The organism is Parafrankia sp. EUN1f (assembly GCF_000177675.1).
Classification (GTDB): domain Bacteria; phylum Actinomycetota; class Actinomycetes; order Frankiales; family Frankiaceae; genus Parafrankia.
On record NZ_ADGX01000010.1, the window covers coordinates 74,812 to 99,125 of the forward strand.

Annotated in this window: 16 protein-coding genes, 1 tRNA gene and 2 pseudogenes; 9 read left to right on the forward strand and 10 right to left on the reverse strand. The window is 68.9% G+C overall.

Annotated features, from left to right (window positions below; genetic code table 11):
- Nucleotides 1-99 precede the first annotated feature (99 nt).
- Nucleotides 100-5,088: an FtsK/SpoIIIE domain-containing protein gene (locus FREUN1FDRAFT_RS04620; RefSeq protein WP_006538792.1), complete on the reverse strand. Its 4,989-nt coding sequence runs from the start codon at nucleotides 5,086-5,088 to the stop codon at nucleotides 100-102.
- 49 nt (nucleotides 5,089-5,137) lie between these two features.
- Nucleotides 5,138-6,298 (reverse strand): GGDEF domain-containing protein, encoded by a 1,161-nt coding sequence (locus FREUN1FDRAFT_RS04625; protein WP_006538793.1) that lies wholly within the window; start codon nucleotides 6,296-6,298, stop codon nucleotides 5,138-5,140.
- 592 nt (nucleotides 6,299-6,890) lie between these two features.
- Between FREUN1FDRAFT_RS04625 and FREUN1FDRAFT_RS04630 the strand changes: the two genes are divergently transcribed.
- The 6 genes from FREUN1FDRAFT_RS04630 (at nucleotide 6,891) to FREUN1FDRAFT_RS04655 (ending at nucleotide 15,652) form a co-directional block, all read left to right on the forward strand.
- Nucleotides 6,891-8,048 carry an alkaline phosphatase PhoX gene (locus FREUN1FDRAFT_RS04630; protein ID WP_035949947.1) on the forward strand — a complete coding sequence of 386 codons (1,158 nt, stop codon included), beginning with the start codon at nucleotides 6,891-6,893 and terminating at the stop codon, nucleotides 8,046-8,048.
- 392 nt (nucleotides 8,049-8,440) lie between these two features.
- On the forward strand, nucleotides 8,441-9,985 hold the full coding sequence (locus FREUN1FDRAFT_RS04635; protein ID WP_006538796.1) for a PstS family phosphate ABC transporter substrate-binding protein: 1,545 nt from the start codon (nucleotides 8,441-8,443) through the stop codon (nucleotides 9,983-9,985).
- 228 nt (nucleotides 9,986-10,213) lie between these two features.
- Nucleotides 10,214-10,426: a DUF6191 domain-containing protein gene (locus tag FREUN1FDRAFT_RS43470; protein ID WP_006538797.1), complete on the forward strand. Its 213-nt coding sequence runs from the start codon at nucleotides 10,214-10,216 to the stop codon at nucleotides 10,424-10,426.
- A gap of 255 nt (nucleotides 10,427-10,681) precedes the next feature.
- Complete coding sequence (locus tag FREUN1FDRAFT_RS04645; protein WP_006538798.1) at nucleotides 10,682-11,143, forward strand: pyridoxamine 5'-phosphate oxidase family protein; 462 nt, start codon at nucleotides 10,682-10,684, stop codon at nucleotides 11,141-11,143.
- 514 nt (nucleotides 11,144-11,657) lie between these two features.
- Nucleotides 11,658-14,531, forward strand: a complete 2,874-nt coding sequence (locus FREUN1FDRAFT_RS04650) for a hypothetical protein (RefSeq protein WP_006538799.1) — start codon at nucleotides 11,658-11,660, stop codon at nucleotides 14,529-14,531.
- Between the two features lie 419 nt (nucleotides 14,532-14,950).
- The gene (locus tag FREUN1FDRAFT_RS04655; RefSeq protein ID WP_035949953.1) at nucleotides 14,951-15,652 is read left to right on the forward strand and encodes a hypothetical protein; all 702 of its coding nucleotides are present in this window, start codon (nucleotides 14,951-14,953) and stop codon (nucleotides 15,650-15,652) included.
- 30 nt (nucleotides 15,653-15,682) lie between these two features.
- Here FREUN1FDRAFT_RS04655 and FREUN1FDRAFT_RS04660 read toward each other — a convergent pair whose 3' ends face one another.
- On the reverse strand, nucleotides 15,683-16,093 hold the full coding sequence (locus tag FREUN1FDRAFT_RS04660; protein ID WP_006538801.1) for a type II toxin-antitoxin system VapC family toxin: 411 nt from the start codon (nucleotides 16,091-16,093) through the stop codon (nucleotides 15,683-15,685).
- Nucleotides 16,090-16,314, reverse strand: coding sequence for a hypothetical protein (locus tag FREUN1FDRAFT_RS04665; protein WP_006538802.1), 225 nt, complete (start codon nucleotides 16,312-16,314; stop codon nucleotides 16,090-16,092). The genes FREUN1FDRAFT_RS04660 and FREUN1FDRAFT_RS04665 overlap by 4 nt, the downstream gene beginning before the upstream one ends.
- An 867-nt stretch (nucleotides 16,315-17,181) precedes the next feature.
- Between FREUN1FDRAFT_RS04665 and FREUN1FDRAFT_RS41025 the strand changes: the two genes are divergently transcribed.
- Together FREUN1FDRAFT_RS41025 and FREUN1FDRAFT_RS04670 are read left to right on the forward strand one after the other, a co-directional pair.
- Nucleotides 17,182-17,313: a toll/interleukin-1 receptor domain-containing protein gene (locus tag FREUN1FDRAFT_RS41025; RefSeq protein ID WP_006538804.1), complete on the forward strand. Its 132-nt coding sequence runs from the start codon at nucleotides 17,182-17,184 to the stop codon at nucleotides 17,311-17,313.
- A gap of 1,011 nt (nucleotides 17,314-18,324) precedes the next feature.
- The gene (locus tag FREUN1FDRAFT_RS04670) at nucleotides 18,325-19,464 is read left to right on the forward strand and encodes a hypothetical protein (protein ID WP_232295041.1); all 1,140 of its coding nucleotides are present in this window, start codon (nucleotides 18,325-18,327) and stop codon (nucleotides 19,462-19,464) included.
- On the opposite strand, the pseudogene FREUN1FDRAFT_RS47910 reads toward FREUN1FDRAFT_RS04670, so the two are convergent.
- From FREUN1FDRAFT_RS47910 to FREUN1FDRAFT_RS04690, 4 genes and pseudogenes are all read right to left on the reverse strand, one after another.
- Nucleotides 19,423-19,602 (reverse strand): annotated as a pseudogene (locus FREUN1FDRAFT_RS47910) (hypothetical protein); the annotation flags it as partial. The gene FREUN1FDRAFT_RS04670 and the pseudogene FREUN1FDRAFT_RS47910 sit on opposite strands and share 42 nt — an antisense overlap.
- Nucleotides 19,599-20,435: pseudogene (locus FREUN1FDRAFT_RS41030) on the reverse strand (transposase); the annotation flags it as partial. The pseudogenes FREUN1FDRAFT_RS41030 and FREUN1FDRAFT_RS47910, both read right to left, overlap by 4 nt.
- Nucleotides 20,436-20,681: 246 nt before the next feature.
- Nucleotides 20,682-20,754, reverse strand: a tRNA-Arg gene (locus FREUN1FDRAFT_RS04685).
- A gap of 239 nt (nucleotides 20,755-20,993) precedes the next feature.
- Nucleotides 20,994-21,218 carry a DUF3039 domain-containing protein gene (locus FREUN1FDRAFT_RS04690; RefSeq protein WP_006538809.1) on the reverse strand — a complete coding sequence of 75 codons (225 nt, stop codon included), beginning with the start codon at nucleotides 21,216-21,218 and terminating at the stop codon, nucleotides 20,994-20,996.
- 407 nt (nucleotides 21,219-21,625) lie between these two features.
- Here FREUN1FDRAFT_RS04690 and FREUN1FDRAFT_RS04695 point away from each other — a divergent pair, with 407 nt between their 5' ends.
- Nucleotides 21,626-22,312, forward strand: coding sequence for a metal-dependent transcriptional regulator (locus FREUN1FDRAFT_RS04695; protein WP_006538810.1), 687 nt, complete (start codon nucleotides 21,626-21,628; stop codon nucleotides 22,310-22,312).
- A 493-nt stretch (nucleotides 22,313-22,805) separates the two neighbouring features.
- On the opposite strand, the gene FREUN1FDRAFT_RS45850 is transcribed toward FREUN1FDRAFT_RS04695, so the two are convergent.
- Complete coding sequence (locus tag FREUN1FDRAFT_RS45850) at nucleotides 22,806-23,060, reverse strand: C40 family peptidase (protein ID WP_232295044.1); 255 nt, start codon at nucleotides 23,058-23,060, stop codon at nucleotides 22,806-22,808.
- On the reverse strand, nucleotides 22,964-24,052 hold the full coding sequence (locus tag FREUN1FDRAFT_RS04700) for an NlpC/P60 family protein (protein WP_232295042.1): 1,089 nt from the start codon (nucleotides 24,050-24,052) through the stop codon (nucleotides 22,964-22,966). Before FREUN1FDRAFT_RS04700 ends, FREUN1FDRAFT_RS45850 begins: the two co-directional genes overlap by 97 nt.
- Between the last annotated feature and the right edge of the window lie 262 nt (nucleotides 24,053-24,314).

The window sequence follows — 24,314 nt, forward strand, 5'->3', positions numbered from 1 at the left end:
CTGTCAGTAGCCGGGAGGTGAACCAGCCGACAGGGGGATGCTACCGTCCGTACCGGCGATGTCTAGATATGAGGCATTTCCTTAAGGTGTGGACATCTTTTATCCTTCAAGTAGTGGGCTGACTACCTGGATCGGCGTGATTTCGCCGCGCCGGATCAGGAGCCCTCTTCCCGGTGGGCCCGGGCCGCACAGCGCTCGAGGCAGCCGTATGCCGAACAGATCGCCGTCCGCGGGGCCGGTCGGGGCGAGCAGCACACCGCACCGGGAACGACGGGCGTCCACCACGAGGCCGCGGAACTGGTTGACCAGATCCTCGGTGGTACCGGCGGCGACAAGTCGACTCTCGTCGGCACGGTCGTCACGCAGCAGGGCCGCGAGCTCCTCGCCGAGCGGAGTGCCGGTGACGGATTCGACGTCGTCGACGAGAAAGACCGTCTGGGGACCGGCCGCCGCTTCCTCCCCGCGCCGCAGCTGATCGGCGCCGGAGACGTCCACCACGATCTGCGTGGCCGCTTCTCCGGCGAGTTCCCGCAGTGGCGACGGCCGTGGGCTGACGACAACGGTGCGGCAGCCATGTGTGCGTAGCTCATCCGCGATGGTGAGCAGTGCGGTGCTGCGACCGGATCGGGGCGGCCCGGCGATCACGAAGCCTGGACCATCCATGACGAGATCGATGCTGATGGGTGCCAGCTCGTCACCCCCGACCGCCAGAATGATCGGCAGTCGTTGCCCGTCAACAGCGCGACCCCTTTCGGAGCTGCTCAGAGTCCGCAGGGCCCGTCGACCGACCCGGGCAGGTAGGCCGTCGACCCGAAACGGGCGAGACCCGGCCTGTATGGCCGGCCCGACTGGCCCGGCCTGTATGGCCGGTTGCGGCCCTGGTGAACCCGCGTCGGACCGCGTACCGCCGGGTTCTGGCCGGTGGCGCGCCGGCGCTGCTCTGGCGGCCGCCAGCCGGCGCAGCACGCCAGCCTGCGCCGGGCCGGATGGATCGTCGGTCAGCAAGGCCACCTGGACTTCGACCGGACCGTCTGACTCGGCCCAGACACGCTCCGTGGATCCGTTGGACCCGCCGATCAGATAACCCCTTCCGGGCGGAAGGGCTTCGGGAACGCGCAGGCCGGCCAGCCCCGCGAGGCCGTAGTCGGCGCGTTCCGCCATGCGCAGCACCAGGCGCTGATCGATGGTCGACGCCAGCTGCCCGGTGAGTCCGCGCCGGTCAGCGGTGACCACGATTCTCAACCCGACCGCCGGGCCGTCCCGGGCAAGTGCGAGGAGCCGGTCTATGGCCGCTGCGCCATCCAGGTTCTCGAAGGAGGCGAGAAAGCCTTCGTAGCCGTCGAGGAGAAGGAGGAGATAGGGCAGGGCGGAGGACGCTGCCCCGTGGGTGCTCCGAGCCTGCTGTGCCTGCCGCGCTTCGGCCAGGTCGGCGAAGCCACCCTGGGAGAGAAGGATCTGTCGGCGCGCCACCTCCGCTGCCAGCCGAGCCAGCAGACGGTGCACCCGCTCGGTTTCGGCAGCGGTGACAACGGCTCCGGTGTGGGGCAGGTCCGCGACCGGCGCCAGACTGTTGTTCCCGCAGTCCAGGCCGTAGATGTGGACATCCGCTGGCGGCGCGGCGAGCGAGACCGATCCGGCGAGGGTCCGCAGCACCGTCGACCGCCCGGACCGGGGCGCGCCGAGGACCAGCAGGTGCGATCCGCCTTCGAGATCGAGCGCGAGGGTGGGCTGGGCCTGCGCCCGGCACAGGTCGGCGAGCCCGAGTGGCACGCGCAGGCCACTGCGCTTCGGCGTGCCCACCTCGGGCGTGTCCCCGTCCGGTGTGCCCTCGTTCGGCGCGCCGATCGGGGGCAGGGCGCCGATGGTCGTGCGGACGGGCAGCGGTGCGAGCCAGGGCCGGCGCGGGCTCGGAAGGCGGCAGGCCCGGGCTGCCTCCTGCAGAGCGTCGGCCAGCAGGCGCAGGTCCGTAGGCTCGTCCGCCGCGGGCGGGTTCAGCAGCACCTGGCGTGACGAGCGCGCCTCGCTTTCGGCCCGGATGACCGACGCCAGCACCTCGTCGGCGGGCGGCCAGGGCAGCTCGATGACGAGTGGCTCCGCCGACGCCGACGCCGACGCCGACGCCGACGCCGACGCGGAAGGCGAGGCGGGCGGTGCATCGTCGCGTCGGCGTGCGCCACCGATCCGGGCGGTCTGGAAGACAACCGGAGGGTTCTGCCCGACTCGAAGAATCGCGCGGCCCGGCGCCGACACAGGAAGAAGCGCCGCGTCCGGAAGCCCCAGAACATCCGTGCTCTCGGTCGGATCAGTGACCCGCAGCGCGATCCGAAGGTTCGTGTTGGCCAGGATCTCCGGCGAGACGACGCCGGCGGGGCGCTGGGTGGCGAGCACCAGGTGCATGCCCAGCGAGCGCCCTCGACCTGCAAGCCCGACCAGGCCGGTGACGAAGTCCGGGAGCTCCCGGACGAGCGCGGCGAACTCGTCCACGACGACGACGAGCCGCGGCAACGGATCCGGCTGCATCCCGCGTGGTCCGTCGGACTCGGTCGACCCGACGGGCCGGGCTCGCCGGGTGCGCACGGTGCGTCGGTACTCGTCGATGTCCTTGCAGCCGGCGGCTGCGAACAGCGACTCCCGCCGCCGCAGCTCAGCGCCGAGGGAGTCCAGCGCGCGCTGGACCAGGTGCGGATCGAGATCGGTGACGAGGCCGACGGTGTGCGGCAGCCGGGCGCAGTCACCGAAGGCACTGCCACCCTTGTAGTCGATCAGGACGAAGGTCATCTCGTCGGGGCGGTTGTGGATGGCAAGCGAGGCGACCAGGGACTGGAGAAGCTCGGACTTCCCCGCCCCCGTGGTCCCGGCGACGAGGGCGTGTGGTCCGTCGCGGCTCAGGTCGAGGTTGACTGCGCCGGTCGGGCACACGCCGATCGGAAACGTTGCCGCGCCGCCAGCCGTGATCCAGCGTGGGGCGAGCACACGCGAGCTCGGTGGGTCCATCTCCAGAAGATCCAGCAGCCGGATGTCCGTCGGCAGCCGCGTCCCGCCCGATGCCTGGGGCCCGGGATCACGTAGTGGCGCCAACGCACGGGCCAACCGCTCGCACCATCGCCCAGCCGCGGTGGTGGACTCGGAAGCGGCGGTTGTGGTCGCCGAGAGCTTCGTGGAGATCGATTCCCCGGATTCGCCGCGGGGCCGGTCCGCTGTGGAGTGCGTGTCCGCGCCTCCGACAAGATCCGGCTGGATGCGGTCGATGTCCGGGTGCCCCTGCTGCCGCAACCGGACCCCGGCCGGGCCTTCCTCCACGACTGCCACGCACTCGGGCGGGAGGAGCCGTGGGTCGTGTTCGAGGCAGACCACGTGTATGCCGACGCCAGGCCCGGACCGCAGTACCGGGATCAGCGCGGCGCGCAGCGTAGCCGCTCCTTCGACGACGGCCAGCACCGCGGGCGCGCCCCCGGCCCGGCTGCCGGCACCGCGATCGGCCAGGCGCAGCCGTGCTTCGGTCAGCCCCACCAGCTCATCGACCAGATGCGCCCGGCCCGGCCCGTCGGCGCCGACGAGCACGGCGCCCGGCGGACCGTCGGCTGGGCGGCAGTGCGGCAGCCACCGCGTCCACTCCCAGCTCGGCGCCGCGGCGGGGTCGACGACAAGGTGGATCGCCAGATCTCGTGGACTATGAAGCGCCGCGGCCTGCGAAACGAGCCAGAAGCCGAGCCTTCGGGCGAAACCGCTCGCGCCGACGACGCCGAGAACGCCGATGTCGGGCAGTGGGACCGTGACCGGCACAGCCCGCAACATCCACCGGGTTGTCCGGCGGTGCTCCGGAGCGGCCGGGTCTTCCAGACGGACTCGGCTCGGCACGTCCCCCGTGCCCACACGAAGGTGCAGGAAGTCGGGATCTTCCGGGCGACGCTCCCACAGGCCACGCCGAGGTCCCACCGCACGCAGCATCACCGCAGCGGCGTCGGGGTGGGACGCGCGCCGGACGGCGGACTCGTGCTGCAGCGCGGCTGCGGCATCCCGTTCGATGTCGGCTCTGGAGTGCTGGTACTCGGCGAGCGCGCGACGATGGTCGCGCGTGTTGCGGCGTTTGCCCGCCAGATGGGATCCCAACAGGGACAGCGGTGCCAGCGCCGCGAACAGCAGGAGGTGGGCGGCGTGCAGGACGAGTGCCATGCCACCGGCGGCGACCGCAGGCAGGAGCGCCGCCAGTACCGGGGGCGGCGCGGCCGGCGGCGCCGTGGGTAGTGCGGGCAGGCGGTAGCGGCTGTCGCCGGCCCAACGCACCAGACGTGGCTCCCGGCTGATCTCGAGACCTGATCCGGCATGCTCCGGCCGAAGCAGTGCATCTGGCGGACTGGGCGCGGTGAGCAGCAGAGATGTGGCTCCGATCTGCAACGCCAGCCCGGTCAGGTCACTCGCGTACCGCAGCGCGGAGAAGATGGCGGGGCCGGTGCGCTGGCAACCGTCGATCCACACCTCGGACTGAACGGTGGGTGTGACGACGCAGGAACCGTCGACCTCGATCCGCAGTGTCAGCGCCCGTGACGGTGCTGTCTGCTCCGGAAGAACGATGCCACCGAGGGGATCCGCGCCGACACCGTACTCGCCGGCGGCAAGCTGGTACACGGCTCCCGAGCCCGGGCCGCCGGTGACCCGGAGCTCGACCAGGCCCAGGGCTTCTCTGCGCTGGCCGAGGGGCGCCCCGAGTCCCACAAGCGATCCGTCGCGCAGTGGGGACGCGCCGAGCCGCAGCGCCGGGTCGATCTCGACGCCGTCGATCTGGACGGATGGCGCGGGTACCTGCCGGTGCTGCGACGTGGCCGGATGACGCTCCCTGCCGCCAAGGGGAGACCCGCGTCCGCCGGGAGGGCGCCCGCGGTTGCTGGGAGGGTGCCGCCCGGAGCCCGGGTTGTCGCTGGCACCCGGCCGCGACGCCGCCAACGCGTCCGCGATCGCGCGCATCGGTGTCTCGGGGGCGGCACGGATGAGAACGGTCCGGACGTCGGTCGACTGCGCGGGCGCCTGGCCGTCGGCCGCCCGCGGATGCCCGTTCTCGGCTGGCAGCGCCACGGTGCAGGTGATCCACATGACCGGCACGATACCGGCGGAGAGCGAGTGCTCTCTCTGTGTTACCTATTCAGGAGAGTTGATTCGGTTGAGGATCGTTCGACTGCGCGAAACGCCGGCCTCTCGCCCGCACGACTTCGTCGCCAGCCGCCCTCACCAGCGCCTCCGCGTCGGACGACGGCGTTCCTGAACCCGCCGCGCCCATGGCGGCGGCCGAACCGAGCGGCCTGGGCGACACGGAGATGTCATGGCCCGATCGGAGTCGTCCCACGAAGGCCAGCCCAACGCTCACCGTGATCTGGATCTGCTGTCCGTCGACAAGCAAGGGCTCGGCGAGGGAGGAACCGACCTGGTCCGCTAGAAGGGTTGCCGCTGAGCTGGTCGTCTTTGGCATGACGATGACGAACTCGTCGCCGCCCCAGTGGCCGAGCAGCGCATCGGAACCGAGCACGGCCTGAAACCGCCGCGTCACCGCGCAGAGAGTACTGTCGCCGACCGCGTAGCCGTACCTCTCGTTGACCAGGCGAAATCGGTCCAGATCCAGGAACAGGACGGCCACTCCGGGGGCCTCGGTACCCGGAGCGACAGGCCGCCCGGTCGCCGCCGCTCGTGTCGTCGTAACTCGCGCCGGCATAGCCCGAACGGGGCCCGGCGTCGGAGGCGGGCTCGCGCTACTCGCCCGTGGGGGTGGTGTTCGTCGTTCGCTGGGGCTGGTCCGGCCGGGCGGTGCGGCATAGCCCGGTTCGACCGTCGCGTTCGCTTCCAGCGCATCGTCGATCAGATCACGGAGCGCCAGGCGGTTGGGAAGCCCGGTCACCGGGTCATGCAGGGCACGTTGCCGAAGCGCGACGGCTTGGCCGTGGCGTTCGGTCACGTCGTCGACCACCACGACCAGTCCGTCCCCGCGGCTCAGCCCTCTGATCCGGACATCCACCCAACGCTCTCCGCGGGGAGAGGAGACGGGGAGCTCGAGGTGCACCTGTTCGCGGCGTGAGTTGAGCATCCGCCGGGTCAGGAGAGCGAGCTGGCGCAGCGGAGCCGCGTCCTGGCCGGCGGTGTCACAGGCGGCGAGCCAGCTGGTACCGGGTCGGACCGGGACGACCGCGAGCCCAGCGGCGGCGCTGCGCCGCCACGCGTCGTTGAGGCGCACAACCGTTCCGTCCGGCCCGAGGACGGCGATGCGGGACGGCAGGGAGTCGAGGACCACGGCAGCCAGATCGTCGGTGATCACCGAATCTGTGTCCTCCCGGGAGATGGAAGCCGTGGCTGTAGCTGTCTCGGTCCTGCTACCGGCCGTCATGGATCAGTGCAGACGCCCGTTTCGATCTGGTGGTGGTGCTCCGACCGATGCCCGCGATCCTTGACCGCGGGCTGGCGCCCTGCCCGACAAAGGTCTCTCCGGAGTGAGAACGATGCGTTTCGATGGTGTTAATGGTGTTGTTATCTTGATTTTCCCGGTAATCAGGTGGCGAAATCTGCTCGGTCTGCGTTCGTGGTGGGTGGAGGTCGCTGCGGCGCCCACGAGGAGCCGCCGAGGGATGCGCCGTGGGGTGTTCCGTACCTCCAGCGCCACGTTCGCGTGGTACCTTCGCGCACCGCGGAGTGCGCATGTCCGCGCACCGCGGAGTGCCCATGTCGGCGGCGCGTGGTCGACCCGGAACGTTCATCTGAGCGTCGTGGTGCCGGATCCGGCCGCAAAGTAGGTTTTGTTTTCGTCGAAACACAGCCTATCCGACCGGATGGAGCGCAGGGTGAGCCTTTTCGATCGTCGACCTGGGCCCGCGGAACCCCCGACCATGCATCGTGAGACGGAAAAGGCTCATATGAACCGTCGGACACTTTTCCGTCTTTCCGTGGCGGGGGCGGGGACTGCCGTTTTTGCCGGAGCGGCCTGGGACGCGGCTCTTGCCGCCTCGGCCCGGCCCGGAACAAGCCCGTACGGGGCGCTCGGTGCCGCGGATGCGAACGGAGTGGCGTTGCCGAGCGGCTTTACCAGCCGAATCGTGGCGAGGTCCGGAAAGGCCGTGTCGGGCACCTCGTATCTCTGGCACGGGGCACCGGACGGAGGTGCCTGCTTCCCCCGGGACGGCGGCGGCTGGGTCTACGTCTCCAATTCGGAGCTTCCGCTGATAGGAGGGGCCTCGGCCCTGCGTTTCGACGCGAACGGAACTATCGTTTCTGCTGGGTCCATCCTGTCCTTTTCCAACGCGAACTGCGCAGGTGGCCCGACGCCGTGGGGAACCTGGCTGTCCTGCGAGGAGATCTGGCTCGGGCGGGTATTCGAAACCTTCCCACAGGGCGGAAGGTCAGCGGTAAGCCGTCCGGCGATGGGGCGCTTCAAGCACGAGGCCGCCGCCTGCGACCCCGTTCGGAAGGTGGTCTACCTGACCGAGGACGAGACCGACGGATGCTTCTACCGCTTCCGGCCGACGACCTGGGGCGACCTGTCGTCGGGAACGCTGGACGTGCTCACCGCCACCACTGGCGCGACCGGACCCGTCGGATGGGCTCGGGTACCCACCCCCGCGGGGCTCCTGCGAGCGACGCGAAACCAGGTCTCGGCCGCGGCGCATTTCAACGGTGGAGAGGGCTGCTGGTACGCGAACGACATCTGCTACTTCACCACGAAGGGCGACAACCGGGTCTGGGCCTACGATGCGTCCGCGCAGTCCCTGTCCATTGTCTACGACGCCGCTCAGGCCGGCGCGAACCCGCCGCTGACCGGCGTTGACAACATCACAGGCTCCCGTGCCGGGGATCTCTTCGTGGCCGAGGACGGCGGCAACATGGAGATCAACATCATCACGCCGGACGGAATCGTGGCGCCGCTTCTGCGCGTCGACGGCCACAGCGGTTCGGAGATCACCGGGCCTGCCTTCACGCCGGCCGGCGACCGGCTCTACTTCTCCTCGCAGCGCGGCACGACGAACTCGTCCACAGCCGGCATCACCTTCGAGGTCACCGGCCCCTTCCGCGCCTGACCGCCCGGAGCCCAGCCCGGATCGGCCCAGCCCGGCGTCGTTCGGCGCCGCGTGCGTCGGCTCCACCGGCAGATCCGGATCGCGAAGGGATGGGCTACCCGCGCGCATTCCCACCCCCGGAAACCCGGCTCCGTCGGGCTGCCGGGAAACCTGCCGGCGCCAAATGATGCGCCTTGTTCCGCCTTGCGTCGCCGCTTCCTCCTGCTTTGCGAAGTGGTACCAGAGCCAGCCCGGATGAACAGGTCAGGGGTCGGATCGCGAGCGTTCCGATGAATTCACGGCGAACTTTCGGCGGCTGACTGGGCCGCGATCTTCTCTCTGGTCTCCGCGGGTCATACGGTAATCAGGTCGGTGCGAGGGGCCATAAGGGGCATGCAGGGGTGAACTGACGCGTGGAATGGCTGAGTACCGAGAACCTGGTAGCGATACTCACCGCACTGCTCGGTATTGCTGCGTCGTTCGCGGTCGTGTGGTACGAGCGCCGGGTGCCACGCCGGCGGCGCATCGGATACCGCGTGCAGATGGACATGCCCGTCGGCGGTGATGACCGGAGTGGGCAGGGCCAGGCCGATATTCGCCTGGGCCTTTTCAACGACCTTCCCGACATGGCGGATGCCACCCTCGTGCTGCTCCGGATCGAGAACGACGGTGCGGAAAGCGTCGCCGACACCGACTACACCAGTCGTGACCTCCACGGCCTCACCGCCGTCTTCGCGGGCCGCGTCGTCCGGGGGGTCGCGGTCACCGTCACCCAGCCCGACGCCGAGCACCTCATGGAGCACTTCACCGCGTCCCGCGGCATGCGTAACAGCGGTAACACCATCTACCTGCCCCGGGTGCCGCTCAACCGTGGCCAGCACTACAAGCTCCTGGTACTTCTCACCGGCGGTGGGGTCGGTTCCGCGGTCCGGGTCAGCGGCGGGATCCGGGACGGCGCGGTGGCGCCCAACCGGAGCACGACGGTCGACGACAAGCCACCGTTGTTCAGCCAGCCGTCCCGCCTGATCACCGTTCTGCTCACGGTCTGCGTGACCGTGCTGGCCAGCATCATCGTGGTGGGTGACGGCACCCCACAGCCCATCGGCTGTGCCGCGGGAAACCTGACCGTCAACGGTTCGACGGCCTTCGCGCCGGTCATGCGGGAGGTGTCCGCAAGGTATGAGGCGGACTGCGCGGGTGCAACGGTCACGGTGGACACGCGCGGCAGCAACGAAGGCCTGACGAAGCTGGCTGCGGCGGGTTCCCCGGCGAAGGGCGCGCCGGAGATGATCACAATCTACGACGGTGCCGGACCGCAGGCGAACGCGGATCTCCTATCGACCCGGGTCGGTGTCTCCGCCTTCGCCGTCGTGGTGAACAACGACCTGCCGATGAAAAATCTCACCACGGACCAGGTCCGCAGAATATTCCGCGGGGATTTTCTCAACTGGAGCCAGCTCGGCGGGCCTGATCTTCCGATCTCCCTGGTGAGCCGGGACGCCGACTCCGGAACCCGTGACCTGTTCCGGCGCCTTGTACTGGGCTCCGAAGGGGAGCCGGCGTTCACCTCGTACGACTGCGCGCACCAGATCTACCCGCAGGACGAGGGCAGGGTGATCCGGTGTGAGCGGCGCAGCACCGGGGAAGTGCTCGCCAGGGTCGCGAGTCTGCCGGGAGCCATCGGCTACAGCGAGCTGAGGGCCGCCCTGGCGGTACCGGGCCTGCATACCGTGAGCCTCGACGGGCATTCACCCTCGATCGAGTCCCTCGGCAAAATGAGCTATCCGTTCGCCGCAGTGGAATTCGCCTACACCTATGGGCCGCCGCGCGCGGGTTCCCTCACCGCGAGCTTCCTCACCTATCTCACGCGTGACATCGGTCAAAGCGTGATGCGGGAGCAGGGGCACCTTCCCTGCTACACCCCAGAAGGCTTCCGCCGCTGCGAAGACCAACCCTGAACGGCCGGCGACCACCCTTGACGCGGTGGCGGTGACGGGTGCAGGCGTCTGGAACATCGGGAACCGGCCGGTCGTTCGGATCGTCGTCAGGCTGTGGCGCTCGTATGGTTCATGACCATCCCCGGCCTCGTCTGTGTCCTGGTTCTCCTCAGCGCTGTCGATCGCTTCGCCGTGTGGGCGACCACTCGCAGCTGGCTTCCGTGGCAACGGCGCCAAGGTGGCCGCAGCGTGTCCACGATCGCGCTCGACGAGTTGGAAGCCTGCTTCTACGCCGGCAAGCGACACCAGATCGAGCAGTGCCGTACGGAGGAGATCCTCCGCGACGACGACTCCGAGGGCGGCCCACCCCGAGCGGAGCCCGCTCAGGCGATCGTCTGCCTGCCAGTCGTGGCGGTGTCGCCGGGTTCGTCCGCGAATCCGGGCATCCGGACATCCGGGTGACTGACATCCTGGCTGTGCCGATGGGGGCAGAATGCCCCGGACGGGATTGACGCAAGCGTCCGCCCGGCCGCGCGCGTGACCACGGCTGTCACGGGCTGTCACGGACTGTTGCGGCACCGCATGGTCGCGGTCGGCACCGGGGGCGGTACGGTTCGTGCGCCAGCGTGAGATCTCGAAAATTTGGGCGGGGCGTGCGGTGGTCGCCGACGGTGTGGTCGGCGGGTCGGTTTCAGCTGGTCAGGTCGAGGAGTTGCCGTGGGCCCGTTGTCGTTGCAGGAGCTGATCGACTCCGAGGAGTTCGCGCTTGATCATGCCGGCCTCGCCGTGCTGCCGTTCGATGCATGCATCCGGCTGTTGGGGACGGTGCCGGTGGGCCGGGTGGCCTTCGTGTCGGACGGCCAGGTCGTCCTGTTGACCGTCAACCACGCGATGGACGGCGACAGTGTGGTCTTCCGGTCGGCCGTCGGCTCGAAGCTGTCGGCGGCGGTGAACCATGACTCGGTCTCCTTCCAGGCCGACTGGTTCGACCCGGAGACCAGGGCGGGGTGGAGCGTCCTGGTCACCGGTGTGGCCAGGCCCGTCGTCGAGGGCGCCCAGACCGCGGCACTGGAGCTCCTGGGCCTGGAGCCCTGGGCGGACGTCGTCGAGCGGCCGTACTGGATCCGGATCGTTCCGCGGTCGGTGACCGGCCGGGCGGTCGTGCGCGCGGAAAGCTGACCTTCGGCCCGCCCGCCCGCCCGGCCAACGGGCACAGGGGCCGCCCGCTCGAGGGCGCGTCCAACGGCAGGCTGCGGATGCTTGCGCGCTCCATCGCCGCCCACTGCCGCAGCAACTTCACAGCTCCGGTCCGTGGTGCGTGGTCCGATGAACGTCAGTCGAGGCCTCGGCGCGGAAGGCTGCGTCCGAGCCCGGCCGCCGTTCTCATGGCCGGCGGGCCGGCGGTCGTGAAATGCGGTGCTCCGCGGCCGGAATGCGGGACCAAGGCCGGCTGCAGCCATCGCAGACTCCCCTGAGCGGCCAGATGGCCCGCTGCCACCGACACGCTGGCACCTCACCGACAGTGACGACTCGCCGCGCACAGGTGCCGCGACGTTCGGTCACTCTGTGTAATCATCGCCGGGTGTTCCATCACCAGCTGGGACGCACGACCGCGTTGTGCTGGTCGATCGACGTCTGCCGCCTGGCCCGTCGCGGGGCGGCATCGGCGGGCGGTCCAGGCCGAGGAGCGAGCATGTCGAGACGTCTACCGCGACGCCGGGCAGGTCTGCTCGCGTCGGTCGGATCCGTGGGCCCGCTGGCCTGGCTTGTGCCGGCCGTGGTCGCGCTGACCGTGCTGACAGCCACAGTGGCCCCGGCCATGGCCGTCACGCCGCCCGCTCTCGGCGGTCCGTCCGCGTCGGCCGACCCGCGGCCCGGCGCCGGCGAGTCCCCGCGCGCTGCCGCGGCGGCGCTGGCTCCCGCGATCACGGTGGCGACCTCCGTGGCGCAGGGCTCGTTCTCCGGCGTCGGTCAGACGCTCGACTTCGCCTACCTGGTGACGAACAGCGGGGACGCGCCGCTGACGAACGTCGTCGTCCACGACGCGCTCGCCGGCGTGTCGCCGGTGACCTGCGCCGCCACTGAGCTGGCCCCGGGGGGAACCACCACCTGCGGCGCGACCTACGTGACGACCCAGGCGGACGTCGACCGCGGGCGGGTCGAGAACACCGCCGTCGCGAACGGCACGCCGCCGTCCGGCCCCCCGGTGACCTCGGCGCCGGCGCACAGCTCGGCCAGCTCCACGCCCCCGACCGGATCGATCAGCATCGTGGGCCCGTCGGTTCCGCCCACCTTCGGTGCTGGCTTCGGGAATATCCCGTTTCGCCTGACCGTCACCTTCGTCGTCACCAACACCGGTGCCGCGCCGCTGCGCGAGATCTCCATCCTGGCGGCGACACCGCCGGGCACCCAGATCTCCTGCCCGGCGCAGGCGCTCGCCCCCGGTGAGTCCATGAACTGCGACAGCCTGACAAACACCACCCAGACGGACGTGGACCGAGGATCGGTCTACATCAGTGCCGTCGTCACCGGCCGGCTCGCCACCGGCAGGTGGACGTCGGCGGCCACGACCGTCTACGCCTACGCCATACAGCGACCGAGCCTCCAGCTGTTCGGGGACTCGTCCCCTGCCTTCAGCAAGGCCGGTGATCCGGTCAACTTCAACTACCGGATTGGCCAGAACGGAAACGTCACACTGACCGACGTCACGCTGGAGTCGTCACAGGCTGCCCCGGCCGCTGGCGTTGTCTGCGCCAAGACGCTGCCTCCCATCCCCTTCGGCGGCACCATCGGCTGCACGGTCAAGACCGTCGCGACCCAGGCTGACATCGACGCCGGCTTCATCGCGAACGTGGCCCGCCTTGTCGGCACCACGCCCACGGGCGAGCTGATCACAACACCGCCGCGGGTCACCATCCTGCAGCCCGAAGGTGCCGGGCCCATCCCCCCCACGACTGGCGCGATCTCCCTGGCCAAGACCGCCGCTCCGGCCGAGTTCGTCGGCGCGGGCCAGAGGCTGGACTACTCCTACCTGGTGACGAACATCGGCCCGGTCGGCCTGTCCGGCGTCCGCGTCGTGGACGGCCTGCCCGGGCTGTCCCCGGTCGCCTGCCCGGCGACAACACTCGCCCCCGGCGCGGCGATGACCTGCACCGCCTTCTACCTCACCACCGACGCCGCCGCGAACGTCGGCCAGGTCCGCAACGACGCTTTCGCCTACGGAACGCCGCCCGGCGCGCCGCCGGTGCTCTCCGCCCCGGCGGTCACGACGACACCGGGCCGGCCCGCGCAGCAGCCCGATCCCGGCATCGCCCTCGCGGCGCAGGTGGAGCCGACCACCGTCCCCGCCACACAGCAGCTCCTGCACTACACCTACCTGGTGACGAACACCGGCGACGTCCCCCTGGAGAACGTCCGGCTCTCCGAGGCGCTGCAATCAGGGTTCGTGTCCTGCCCGAGCGGTTCGCTGCCGCCCGGCGGGTCGATGTCCTGCACCGCCGACTACAGCATCAAGGATCAGGACGTCGCCCGGGGCCTGGTGGACAGCGAAGCGGTAGCGACCGGACAGCCCCCGTCCGGGCCACCGGTGATCTCGACGCCCGCGGAAACCTCCGCGACACTGCTGCCGAGGGCGACGATCTCGCTGACAAAATCCACGGTCCAGACGTCGTTCACCGGCCCGGGCGAGCCGATCGACATGACCTACGTCGTGACGGACACCAGCAGCCAGCCGCTGACCAACGTGTTCGTGTACGACGCTCTGGCAGGTGTGTCGCCGGTGCGCTGCGCCGCGACGAGCCTAGCTCCGGGCCAGTCGACGACCTGCACCGCCAGCTATGTCACGACGCAGGCCGACGCCGACAAGGGCAGGCTCAGCAACAGCGCGTGGGCGGCGGGCACGCCGCAGCCGGGTCCGCCGGTCGTCTCCGAGCCGGCGATCGCGACGTTGTCGGTTCCGGTCCTGTCGCTGGTGAAGACCGCCAACACCACGTCCTTCACCGCCGCGGGTGAGCGGCTGACATACCTCTACATCATCACCAACCGCGGCCCGGGCACACTCACCGGCCTCGTGGTGAACGACCCGATGCCCGGACTGTCGGCCGTGGACTGCCCGGTGACGACACTGGCCGTCACCGGGATGACGATCTGCACGGCGAACTACGTGACCACACAGGCCGACGTCGACGCGCGGAAAGTCGAAAACGTGGCGACCGCGAGCGCGACCCCGGTGTTCGGGGCCACGGTGACCTCGAAGCCGTCAACCACCTCCATTCTGCTGCGCTCCGACACAGGCCCTGCCGGACCGCCTGGACCCGTCGGGCCGGCTGGACCCGTCGGGCCGGCTGGACCCGTCGGGCCGGCTGGACCCGTCGGGCCGGCTGGACCCGTCGGGCCGGCTGGACCCGCTGGACCGCCTGGCGCTGCCGGACCGCCTGGACCCGTCGGACCGGCTGGACCCGCTGGGCCGGTCGGACCTTCCGGACCCCCAGGTCCCCCCGGACCACCTGGCCACCGAGGATGGAAGATCGACATCGGGAAGATCCGTATCCCGCCCCTCTTCAGGTAGCCCGCGGTGGACGATGCTGCGGCCCGGCCAGGCGGCCGGGGGGCCAACGCGGTGTTGCTGCCGATCGGGGCCGGTCGCGGGTGGTGCCCCTTGCCGAGCACGTGCAGCAGAATCGCGGAAGTGGCCAGGACACACAGGCCCTCCGGCCGCGCCTGGTCACGTGGGGGTTCGGGGGGTTCGACCCCTCGGCAACATGACGAGACGATCCGCGAACGCTCTCCGCGAGCAGAATCCACCCACCTTCGAGTGCACCCAACCAGCACCAATGCGAACCTGAATCTGCAGGTCAACGGCCCAACCGTGTCCGTCGAACCCGCCCACGCGAAGATCCGCCGGGCCGGCTACGCCGGGAACCTGAAGCCCCCGGCGTGTCGGAGACTTGATCTTCTGTGTGAGGCCACGGTGGACTATCCGTCGGAGTGGGCGGCGATCAACGCGGTGGCGTCGATCGACTCGGTGTCGACCCCGTCGACGGGATGGGTCTGGCGGATTGGCTGTTGGCCCCGAGGCCCGGCCGAATCGCGTTTACACTCGACGTCGAGATGACCAAAAAGAGCGAGATTGCGTTCCGTGTGCGGCCCTACCTGGAACCCGGCGAAGAAGTCGATGAGGTGTTCATGGCCCAGGCGCGCACACCGTACCTGTTTCTTTTGGTGCCCTTGTTTGGCTACACGATCGGCGTGGTCGTCTACCTTCTGTTGCCCGAGGTCGGTAACCAGCTCTTTTACTGGCTCGCCTACTTCCTCTTCAAAATGTTCGGCTACGGCATCCTCCTTCTGGTACCCCTGCTCCTCTGCGGGTTTGTCGCGGCCTACATTCTCCTGTGGCGTACGCTCACCTACCACGTGATCGGCCCCCGGATCGTCGTCGTCACCAGCCACAACGTGATCGTGCTGCGTGCCCAGGGCAGGTGGCCCGCCTTCCCGACAGACACCAGGCCCCTTGCCCGACTGCCGGTACAGACTCGTTTCGGCAAACGCTTGCTGTGGCACTGGAGGGCGGTGGAAGGTGAACGCCTCTGGATTGCTGGTCGTCCCCATCAGGACGTCGCGCAGGTGGGCCCGCGCGCCAGCGCGCGTTACTGCCTGAGTCGGGTGACGCACTGCTTCCTGGCGTCCTGAGTGCGGGTACCAGCGCTGGCTGGCGGCAGGCTACGGCAGCAGAGTGAAAGCGGGGACGTGGCTTGGACGGACCACGCTGAAGTGCCGGCGGTCCAACGTGGCGATGTGCACCGCCCGGAACTTCTCGGCGACCGCGACGTCGAAGGCCTCGGCGGTGCCCAGTGGAAGATTTGCATACCGCTCGACCAGAACAGCGGCCCGATGGGCCTCGACAGGCGTGACAGGCGCCAGCTCGTAGACACCGTCCGCCACGTCGCGCAGAAAGTCGGCCTCGGCCTTCGCCCCGGCCCGGCTGAAGAGCATGTAGCCGATCTCCGAGAGGAGCGGGGCTGGGAGCAGAAGCGGCCCGGGAAAGTTCTGGAGCAGGTCGACACACTGCCGGTGGTGATCGTCCTTGCGGTTCGCGACAGCCACTACGGGGCCGGTGTCGACGACGATCACGCGGTGCGGCGCTCCTCGCCACCCCACGCGTCGCGTACGATCTTTTTCGCGTGCTCGCCCAGATCCGGCTCACCGTCGAAGACGGCGGTCGTACGGAACTGACGACGGGGGCGCTCGCCACGCTCTACCGCTGCCCACTGCCGTAGCAGCTCCACGGCTTCGGGCAGCCGGTCCTCCGGCAGCGCGTCAAGCAGCCGGTGTGCTTCCTCGCGCACGCTCATGCATCCAGTGTAAGAGCCCTGCCCGCCTCCGGCCCGGGCACAGACGTGGTCTCCAACCCGGAAGCCCGCGTCTCTTGGCGGCCTTGGCGGTCACAGGCACTCACAGACCCCGTCGGCGCTCTACCGCCCCCAACGCTCCGACCAGTAGAATTGATCTCGTTTGGGGGTTTGGCGGGCATTGAACCCGAACCGGCAGGCCATCGCTGAACGGGCCAGGGTAGTGGCCGTCCCCCGCCTTTCGGGGCCGTGCGCGAACCCGTTCTTGCAGCTCACAGGCCTGATCGCGCTTGTGGGTGCACCCAACCAGCACTAATGCGAACCTATACCTGCAGGTCAGCGGCCCGACGGTGTCCATTGAACCCGCCCACGAGAAGATCCGCCGGGCAGGCTACGCCGGCAATACGAACACTAGGAAAACCGGCTGGCGGCAAGCTTGACCAGCCCGGCCACCGCCGCGAGCTATTAACACTGGCTGGACGGGCAGCGCAGCGGGTTACTAGGAGGGCGAAGCTGACGGGCGCCGGCAGCGGTTTCTCAGCTTGACGCTCGGGCTCGTTCGACCACGTTTCTACCGCAACGTGAACTGGCTGGCGGAGCGGATTGCCTCCGCTGATGAACGATCAGGAAATGGATACCCTGCTGCATGACTATTACCTCACCGAAGTGCAGACTCTCACCTCGGGTGCGGAGGCGAACCCGTTCCGGTTCCCCGAACTGTGTGGCTCACTGACCACCGTCTAGGCAGCCCGCTGGGATGAGGTGAAGACCGCCTACCACCGGAGCCGCGAACGCGAAATCCGCTGGCTCGCGAGCGGCGGCTCTGGGCGCAGCCAGCTCCGGTCCGGTGCCTGGTGAGAGACTGGAGTAGTGAGCTCTTCCGGGGGCGAGAGGTATGAGTGGGATCTTTTTGTCTCCTACGCCCGGTCGGACGAAACCTGGGCGGAGTGGGTCGCCTGGCAGCTGGACTCGGCCGGTCATCGGGTGCTGCTGCAGGCCTGACACAGAGGGCATCGCTCACGCTCCCCTTCTTTGTCGACCTTCACCTTCTCACCCGGCAGATTTCCTCGACCTATGATCCCCGGGTACTTGGTCATCAGCGTGGCTTCGTCTAGCGGCTCGTAGGCGTCAGAGCCTGTCCTGAATCTTGGATGAAGGACTCGGCCGAAGCCGCGGCGGGTTCACCACTAAAGGCCCCGCCCGAGTCGGACACCGTCTACTCGTAGCCGTATTGGCGGAACCGGGCGAATCCGGACCAAGTGTATACATGCCGTACCGTGACAGAAAAGCTTTCTCAACGGTCGCCATGGCGAGAAGGCTCGTCGAGCGAGGTTAGGCATACATGCGCAGGGAATTCTCAACCGTAATCAGGAGCGATCCCGGAGGATGCCACTCCTTACTGCGACAGGAGAAGAGGCGATGGTTCGACGGGCTATCTTCATCGCTGCGGTCGTCCTTGCTGCCCTGCTGCCCATGGCGGTGGCGAATGCCGCCCCTCGGAACAGGGTGGTGCTGCCCGAAACCTCGCCTTCCGGCGCGGTCACCTGCCCGTACGACCTGACGTATCAGGGCGGGCGGTGCGTGCCCCCGCAAACGTCAGAAGTGGGATCCGGCTGCGGCGGTAACACCGCTGGTGGGACGACCGTTGGCGGCTGTGGCGGTAACACCGCTGGTGGGACGACCGTTGGCGGCGGTGGCGGCACTAGTAACGTAGCGTTCGGGCCTATGAAGCCAATGAAGCGCCCTTGATAGCCCACCTCGATCTGGCGATACGAGCGCAGCGCCGTTGGCGACAGCCCATATGGAGGGAATGTGACGAGATCACGCTCCGGCCAGAGGCGCGGCGTGGGCCAGCCTCCGATCCGGTCCCCCGAGTCAATCGGGAGGCATAGACGGCAGCGGATGGTAGCCCGTTCTGCTGGAAGTCCCGGATCCATCGAATCCCACCCAGCGGTACCCGCTCTCCTCCTTCTAGACCTGCTGCCGACCGCCTTCTACTTGGCATTTTTCGGCGTGGCAGACGTGGGCGGCGCCCTTGCATATCTGGGTCGTTTTACTGGGTTGCTTATGGTGATCGCCTCGGCGGTAATCATACTCGGCGCACTCGGGATTCTGGACCACTGGAATGGCCGTCATTTCGAGATCTCCGGGCTTCTGGCGCTCGCAGGAGCGGCGGTCGCGCTTGTGGCCAACGCCCTGCTACTGGTGGTTACCGTCCGCGATGGCGTCGAATCGGTGGGATATGCTGTGCTGTGGTCGCTGCTGATCGGAAGCTCGGGCGTCGCCTGTTACGTTATCTACCACTCCGGTGTCCATATCCCGGCACCGAAGAAGATCGCTGTCGCCGGGAGTCTCACCGCGGCTGCCGCTATAGCCAACCTGGGATATACGCAGCTTGACCAGCCGTACCATGAGGAGCCTAGGCCGACCCTGGATACTCGATTCGGCGAGCCAGCCGTAAGCGCCGACCGTGGGCGCATCTCCATCCCGGTCACTATTCAGTTCGAGAACCCCAGCAACGTGGGCTTATACATCCTCGGCGACGCGTTCACGATCTGGGGTCGGCGGCAGGCGGACAGGATCACCGACAATGTGACGTCGGAGTGGAGAAGCGGCGCCCACGACGAGCAGGACCAGATCTCCCGTCTGGCGGTAGTGAAAAGTGATCCGATCGAGGTCGGACGCTGGGGCACCTTCGGGTCATGGGTTGATCCGAAGGGTTCCACGGCGGTCACCAAGATCGTCGAACTGCCTTTTGGAACTCCCTATGACCAGCTTGGGATTAGCGCAGATCTCGCTACCGCGCGCACGGATCGCATGAGCCTGGACTGGCGGTTCGGCAACGAGCCACATTTTTCCTGGCTGGACTCCAGATCCTCCGCGTGCGCCGACGGAGCGGACTGCGTCAGGTATCGTGGACGCATATGGGAGAATAATTCCATAGCCCAGCACACGAGGCATCCACGCCACCTGACTCTCTGGTGGAGATTCAACTCCACTGTGGGGGCAGACGTGACCACGGATATTTCCCGCGCGGACGAGGTGGATCGGGTTGTCGGGCCCGAGGAGTCCGAACGCCTGAAGCGTCGGTACGGCCTTGTCATCGTGTCGTCATCCTGGAACTTCAGGTCCCTTCTGGACGTTAAGCGGTAGCACGGACACCGTTGGTCCGTTCGTCCAGTGAGGGACGGGGGTGCGGCGGGCGAGCCGACGGACCATCGTGCGGATCATGGCCCAGTGCACGAAGGCGGTGGAGCTCGCCGGGTCGCGTTCGTAGTCCCGAGGGTCGCGGTGGCGGTGCCGTAACGGCTGGTGTTGGTGGTCGTGGTGTGCTGCGGTTCGGGCCAGGTCGCGGGCCTGTCGAGGGCGAACTCGGGGCCGTGCTTGGGCGGACGGCCGTTGGTACCCGGCTGTCTCCGCGGTTTGGCCAGGCGCAGGACACGGTCGGAACGGATCCGGCCGAGCGCCTCGACGGGCAGGTCGGCCAGGACGAACGCCAGCCGGGTCACGTCGTACCCGGCGTCCATCACGATCAGGATGTTCGGGTCTCCGTCGTGCCAGTGCCCGGCGGCGATCAGACGGCCCACGACCGCCCGGAGCTGGTCGGCGGTCACCGCTGTGGCGTCGTCGGTGGGGCCGAGGCGAACCGCGTCCAGGACCGCGGTCCACGACGTCCGGCCGGACTCGAGGGCGGCGACGAACGAGTACGGCCAGCCGGGAATCAGCTGGGACTGGTTCTTCGCGCGACCGTGAACATGGCAGAACAGCCGCTCCGCGCTGGTCGAGGCGTCCGAGCGCAGCCACGGGCTGACATCGACGGCCAGCACGAGTCGTCCGTCAGCGGCCGCGGGCAGCGGAAGGTCCGCGAGCGCACGTCGCAGCCGGGCGATCTCTCATCGGCCGCTGTTCAGCCCGTCGTACAAGGCTCCATGGCCGCGACGGTGCTCCGGGGCCAGTGTCAGGTCGACCAGCGTCCGGACCGGGCCGTCGGTGCACAGCACCTCCTCCGCCGTTTCGAACAGCGCGTCCGCTCGGCGGGTCAGGCAGTCGTAGAACTCCTGCCGGAAGCGACACAGCCGTCCCAGAGCCTCGACGCGTCCTGGTTCGTCCTGCACACTGCCCATCACGACCTTCGGCTTGATCCGGCTTCTTTGGCGAGAGCACGATCTTCCGAAGGTCGTCCCACGTCACGAGGACACGCCGACCCGCCCCACAACACCAGCAGGTATCGCACAGCGTGACACCCGGCGGTTAAACGACAAGCTCAGGCCGCGCCTGGTCACGTGGGGGTTCGGGGGTTCGACCCCCCGGCAACATGACGAGACGATCCAGCGAACGCTCTCCGCGAGCAGAATCCACCCATCGTCGAGTGCCCCTGGCAGGAATCGAACCTGCGACCTACCGCTTAGGAGGCGGTCGCTCTATCCACTGAGCTACAGAGGCATTGCGCCGCGATAATACAAGGATTTGGCCGGTGACCACACACCAGGTCTGTCACGCACCGCGGCCGGGTGGCACGAACCTGCACGAGGGTCGCAGGATCTTCGAAGATGCGGCCAGCTCAGGCGCCGGCACGCCCAGGTGACGGACGTCTGTCCGCGGCGCCGCGCACGCTCGATGGTCCTGCGGGCTGGCTGAGCGTGCGCGCTGCGTGATCAGACGCCGTTCCGGGGGGGCGGGGGTCAGCCGAACTGCTCGGCCATCTCGACGAGTTCCTTGCAGCGGGGGCAGACCGGGTAGCGCTGCGGGTCGCGGACCGGCTCGAACTTGTAGCCGCACAGTGCTGTCACGCGGCCACCCTCGATGGAGGCTCGGACGATCTCCTCGCGGCGCGCGTAGTGGGAGTGGTCATCTCCCTCGTTGGTGCGGGTGTCGGACGTCTCCGGCGCGATCTGCGTGGTGCTCATACCCTTGAGTGTAGGTACCTGCCCGCGTCGTGCCGCCCTGACGGTGTGGGTGCTGTGGTGGCTGCGTGACCGCAGGCGAGATCATGCTCGCGGCCGTCTGGGCTCCTGCCCGGCGGTGCCGCCGTGTTCCTGGAAGTCGGTCCTGAATGTCGTGTTTGTGCGTGCTCCGGGCTGGGTCGAGGTGCGGGCGTGTCGCGGCGGCGACGCCCGGCCTCCGACAAGGCCCAATACCCACTTTGGGTACCCGGTCGGGTACCCTCAGTGGGTGGGGAGCGGTTCGGCGTGGTGACGACGGAGCGGCTTCCGGAGCGGCTTGGCCATACCACAATCCGGCACCAGGACGCAGAGGAATGTGGCTCCTCCTGAGGGGCGTTGCAGCGTACTCTGGTTGCGGACGAAGGAGACCGGTGACTGGACTGATTGACAGTACCGAGATGTACCTCCGGACCCTGTACGAGCTACGGGAGGAGGGCATCACCCCGCTGCGTGCCCGCCTGGTCGAACGGCTGCATGTGAGTGCGCCGGCGGCCAGTGAGTCGACTGCGCGGCTGGCGAGCGAGGGCCTGGTGGCCCTGGCTGATGACCGGACGGTGCAGTTCACGGAGAAGGGCCTGGTCAGGGCCACGGCGGTGATGCGTAAGCATCGTCTCGCCGAGCTACTCCTGACCAAGATCATTGGCTTGGACTGGGCACTGGTTCACAACGAGGCATGTCGCTGGGAGCACGTGATCTCAGACGAGGTCGAGGCCCGGCTGACGGTTCTTCTGGGTGATCCGAAGCGTTGCCCCTTCGGCAACGAGATTCCGGCCCCGTTGGATACCGCCGAGCCGCCCGTCGCGGCCCCGGTGAGCCTGCTCACCTCCGCCGAGCGGAATGTCAGTGGCCCCAAGGCCGTGACGGTGAGCTGGATCTCCGAACGCCTCCAGACCGACGAGAACGCGATGCGCACCCTGCGCGACGCATCGGTCGTGCCAGGCGCGAAGATCTCGCTGAACGCTCGTGGTGACAGGCTCTACATCGCGAAGCCGGACGGCGACGCCGATGAATCGGAGATCAGCCGGGGCATGGCGTCCCTGGTCTACGTCGATCACTGAGCCTTTTCCGTCGTCGGCTCGGCCTTCGCGGCATCCGTGTCCGCGGGCGGTGCGACGGAGATGGCTCGCTGGCCCTCCGGCGAGCCAGCGGTGGCGCCCGCTACAGCTGTGCGCCTGTCGGTAAGCGCCCCGTGGCTCATCTCGAACAACTTCACTGCAGGTATCTGAGGACCGGGCCCGGTGGGTCCGGTCCGATGTCTTTCCGAGGAGAGATCGGGCGCCGCTGCCCGCGCCGACGCTTGGCGGACGGAGGCGGCCGGCAAGCTGATAGCCCATAGGTGGTGGTTGGCCGGGTGTGGCCTGGCATGTTCTGACCGGCAGGCGTTCCGGCCGTGGTGGGAGCCGGCGCCACGGCTTGGCGCGCCAGGGCTGGGCGCGCCGGCCGCTCCAGAGCTGGGCACGGTTTCGTCCGGCCGCCACAGCCCACCGCTGCGGGCTCCGACGGTCGCTGCTCGTTCCCAGAGCCCCGCGGATGAGGCGCCGTACAGCGCGGTCAGGCTCCGGGACGTACGCCGCCCTGGAAGGACGACCACCACACGTTTTCGATCCGCACGACCTCTCCGGTGCGCGGAGCGTGGATCATCTTTCCATCACCGATGTAGATGCCGACGTGATAAAGATCCGCGCCGAAGAAGACGAGATCGCCGGGAATCAGCTCCGCGCGGGAGACCCGCCGGCCGGATGTCCACTGGTCGCCGGTGTAGTGGGGGATGGCGACGCCTGCCTTGCCCCAGACCCACTGTGCCAGCCCGGAGCAGTCGAAGCTGTCCGGTCCCTCGGCACCCCAGACGTAGGGTTTCCCCAGCTGTGCGTGTGCTTCCTGGACCGCGCGGGCGGCCCCGCCGCTGCCGCCGGTGGGGGCGGTGGCGCCGGCGCTACTGGTGCGGCGGCGAAGGTTGAGCCGGCCTTCGCGACGAGCCCGGCTTCCCGGGTGAGGCGTTCACGTTCCAGCGCGGCCTGGCGGGCCGCTTCCGCGGCTGCCGCGGCTTCGGCGGCCTGACGGGCACGTAGCGCGGCTGCTTCCCGTTCGCGGGCCTCTCGTTCCAGCTGGGCCTGTCGGTCGATCAGGTCGTCCAACAGCTGGTGCTGTTCAGCCGCGGAGGCTTCGATTCCGCGCCGTTGCTCGGCGAGTGAGTCGACGACGTGCTGACGACCGGCGAGGGCCTCGTCGGCGGTCTGCTTAGCCTCGGTCTGGTCGTGACGGGCCAGGCGCAGGTCGGACTCGGCGGCCCGCTGCCGCCGCGACAGTGCGTTGACGGCGCCCGCGCGGTCGAGCGCGGTCCGTGGATCTCCCGTGAGCAGGATGGAGAGCTGTTCGAAACCGCCTGAGCGGTAGGCCGAGGTCGCCAGCCCACGGTGGCGGTCCGACGCCGTTCGGACGGCTGCGTCCGCCGCGCTGAGGCGCTGACGGGCGGTTGTCGCGGTGCGTTCCGCCTCGGCGAGCCGGATGCGTTCGGCGTTGTACTGCTCGGCTGCCACGGACAGCTGGTGCCCGAGCTCGTCGATGCGGTCCCGGGTGGTCGCGATCTGCGCGGTGACGCTACCGAGGTCCTCGGCGTGGCCTTCCTGTGACCGGTCGCCGGAGCCGGAGCCCGAGTCGGCGCGAGAGCCCGAGTCGGCGCGAGAGTCGGAGCCGGCGCGAGAGTCGGAGCCGGAGCCGGAGCGAGGGCTGGCGCCTGGCTCGGCGCGGGCGATACCGAGGCCTGGACCGGCCGTCAGCGCGGGGCCTGCGGTCAGCACGCCAACCAGTGCGACGAGGGCCGGGCGCAGGCCCCGCGGACCGCTCTCCCGGGGCCGTGGCGGCTCGCGGCGCCTTTTCTCGCCTTTCGTGCTCGTTGGGCTCGGCCCTTCAATACCTCCTCTGCCATCCGCGGCGGACGAAGCGGGCGAATTCATACCCGATCGGGGGATACTGTTGGCCTCGTGGGACGGGCTGCCGGCGCTATGCCAGCCCTCCGTCGGAACACTGGTCACGACGCGGCAACGTAACTCTGTGCAGTTG

Excerpts from the sequence above, each read along its gene's own strand:
- FREUN1FDRAFT_RS04630 (WP_035949947.1), top strand. The coding sequence starts at position 6,891 with ATGAACCGTCGGACACTTTTCCGTCTTTCCGTGGCGGGGGCGGGGACT.
- FREUN1FDRAFT_RS04690 (WP_006538809.1), bottom strand. The coding sequence starts at position 21,218 with ATGAGCACCACGCAGATCGCGCCGGAGACGTCCGACACCCGCACCAAC.
- FREUN1FDRAFT_RS04620 (WP_006538792.1), bottom strand. The coding sequence starts at position 5,088 with ATGTGGATCACCTGCACCGTGGCGCTGCCAGCCGAGAACGGGCATCCG.
- FREUN1FDRAFT_RS04665 (WP_006538802.1), bottom strand. The coding sequence starts at position 16,314 with ATGAGCGTGCGCGAGGAAGCACACCGGCTGCTTGACGCGCTGCCGGAG.
- FREUN1FDRAFT_RS04650 (WP_006538799.1), top strand. The coding sequence starts at position 11,658 with ATGTCGAGACGTCTACCGCGACGCCGGGCAGGTCTGCTCGCGTCGGTC.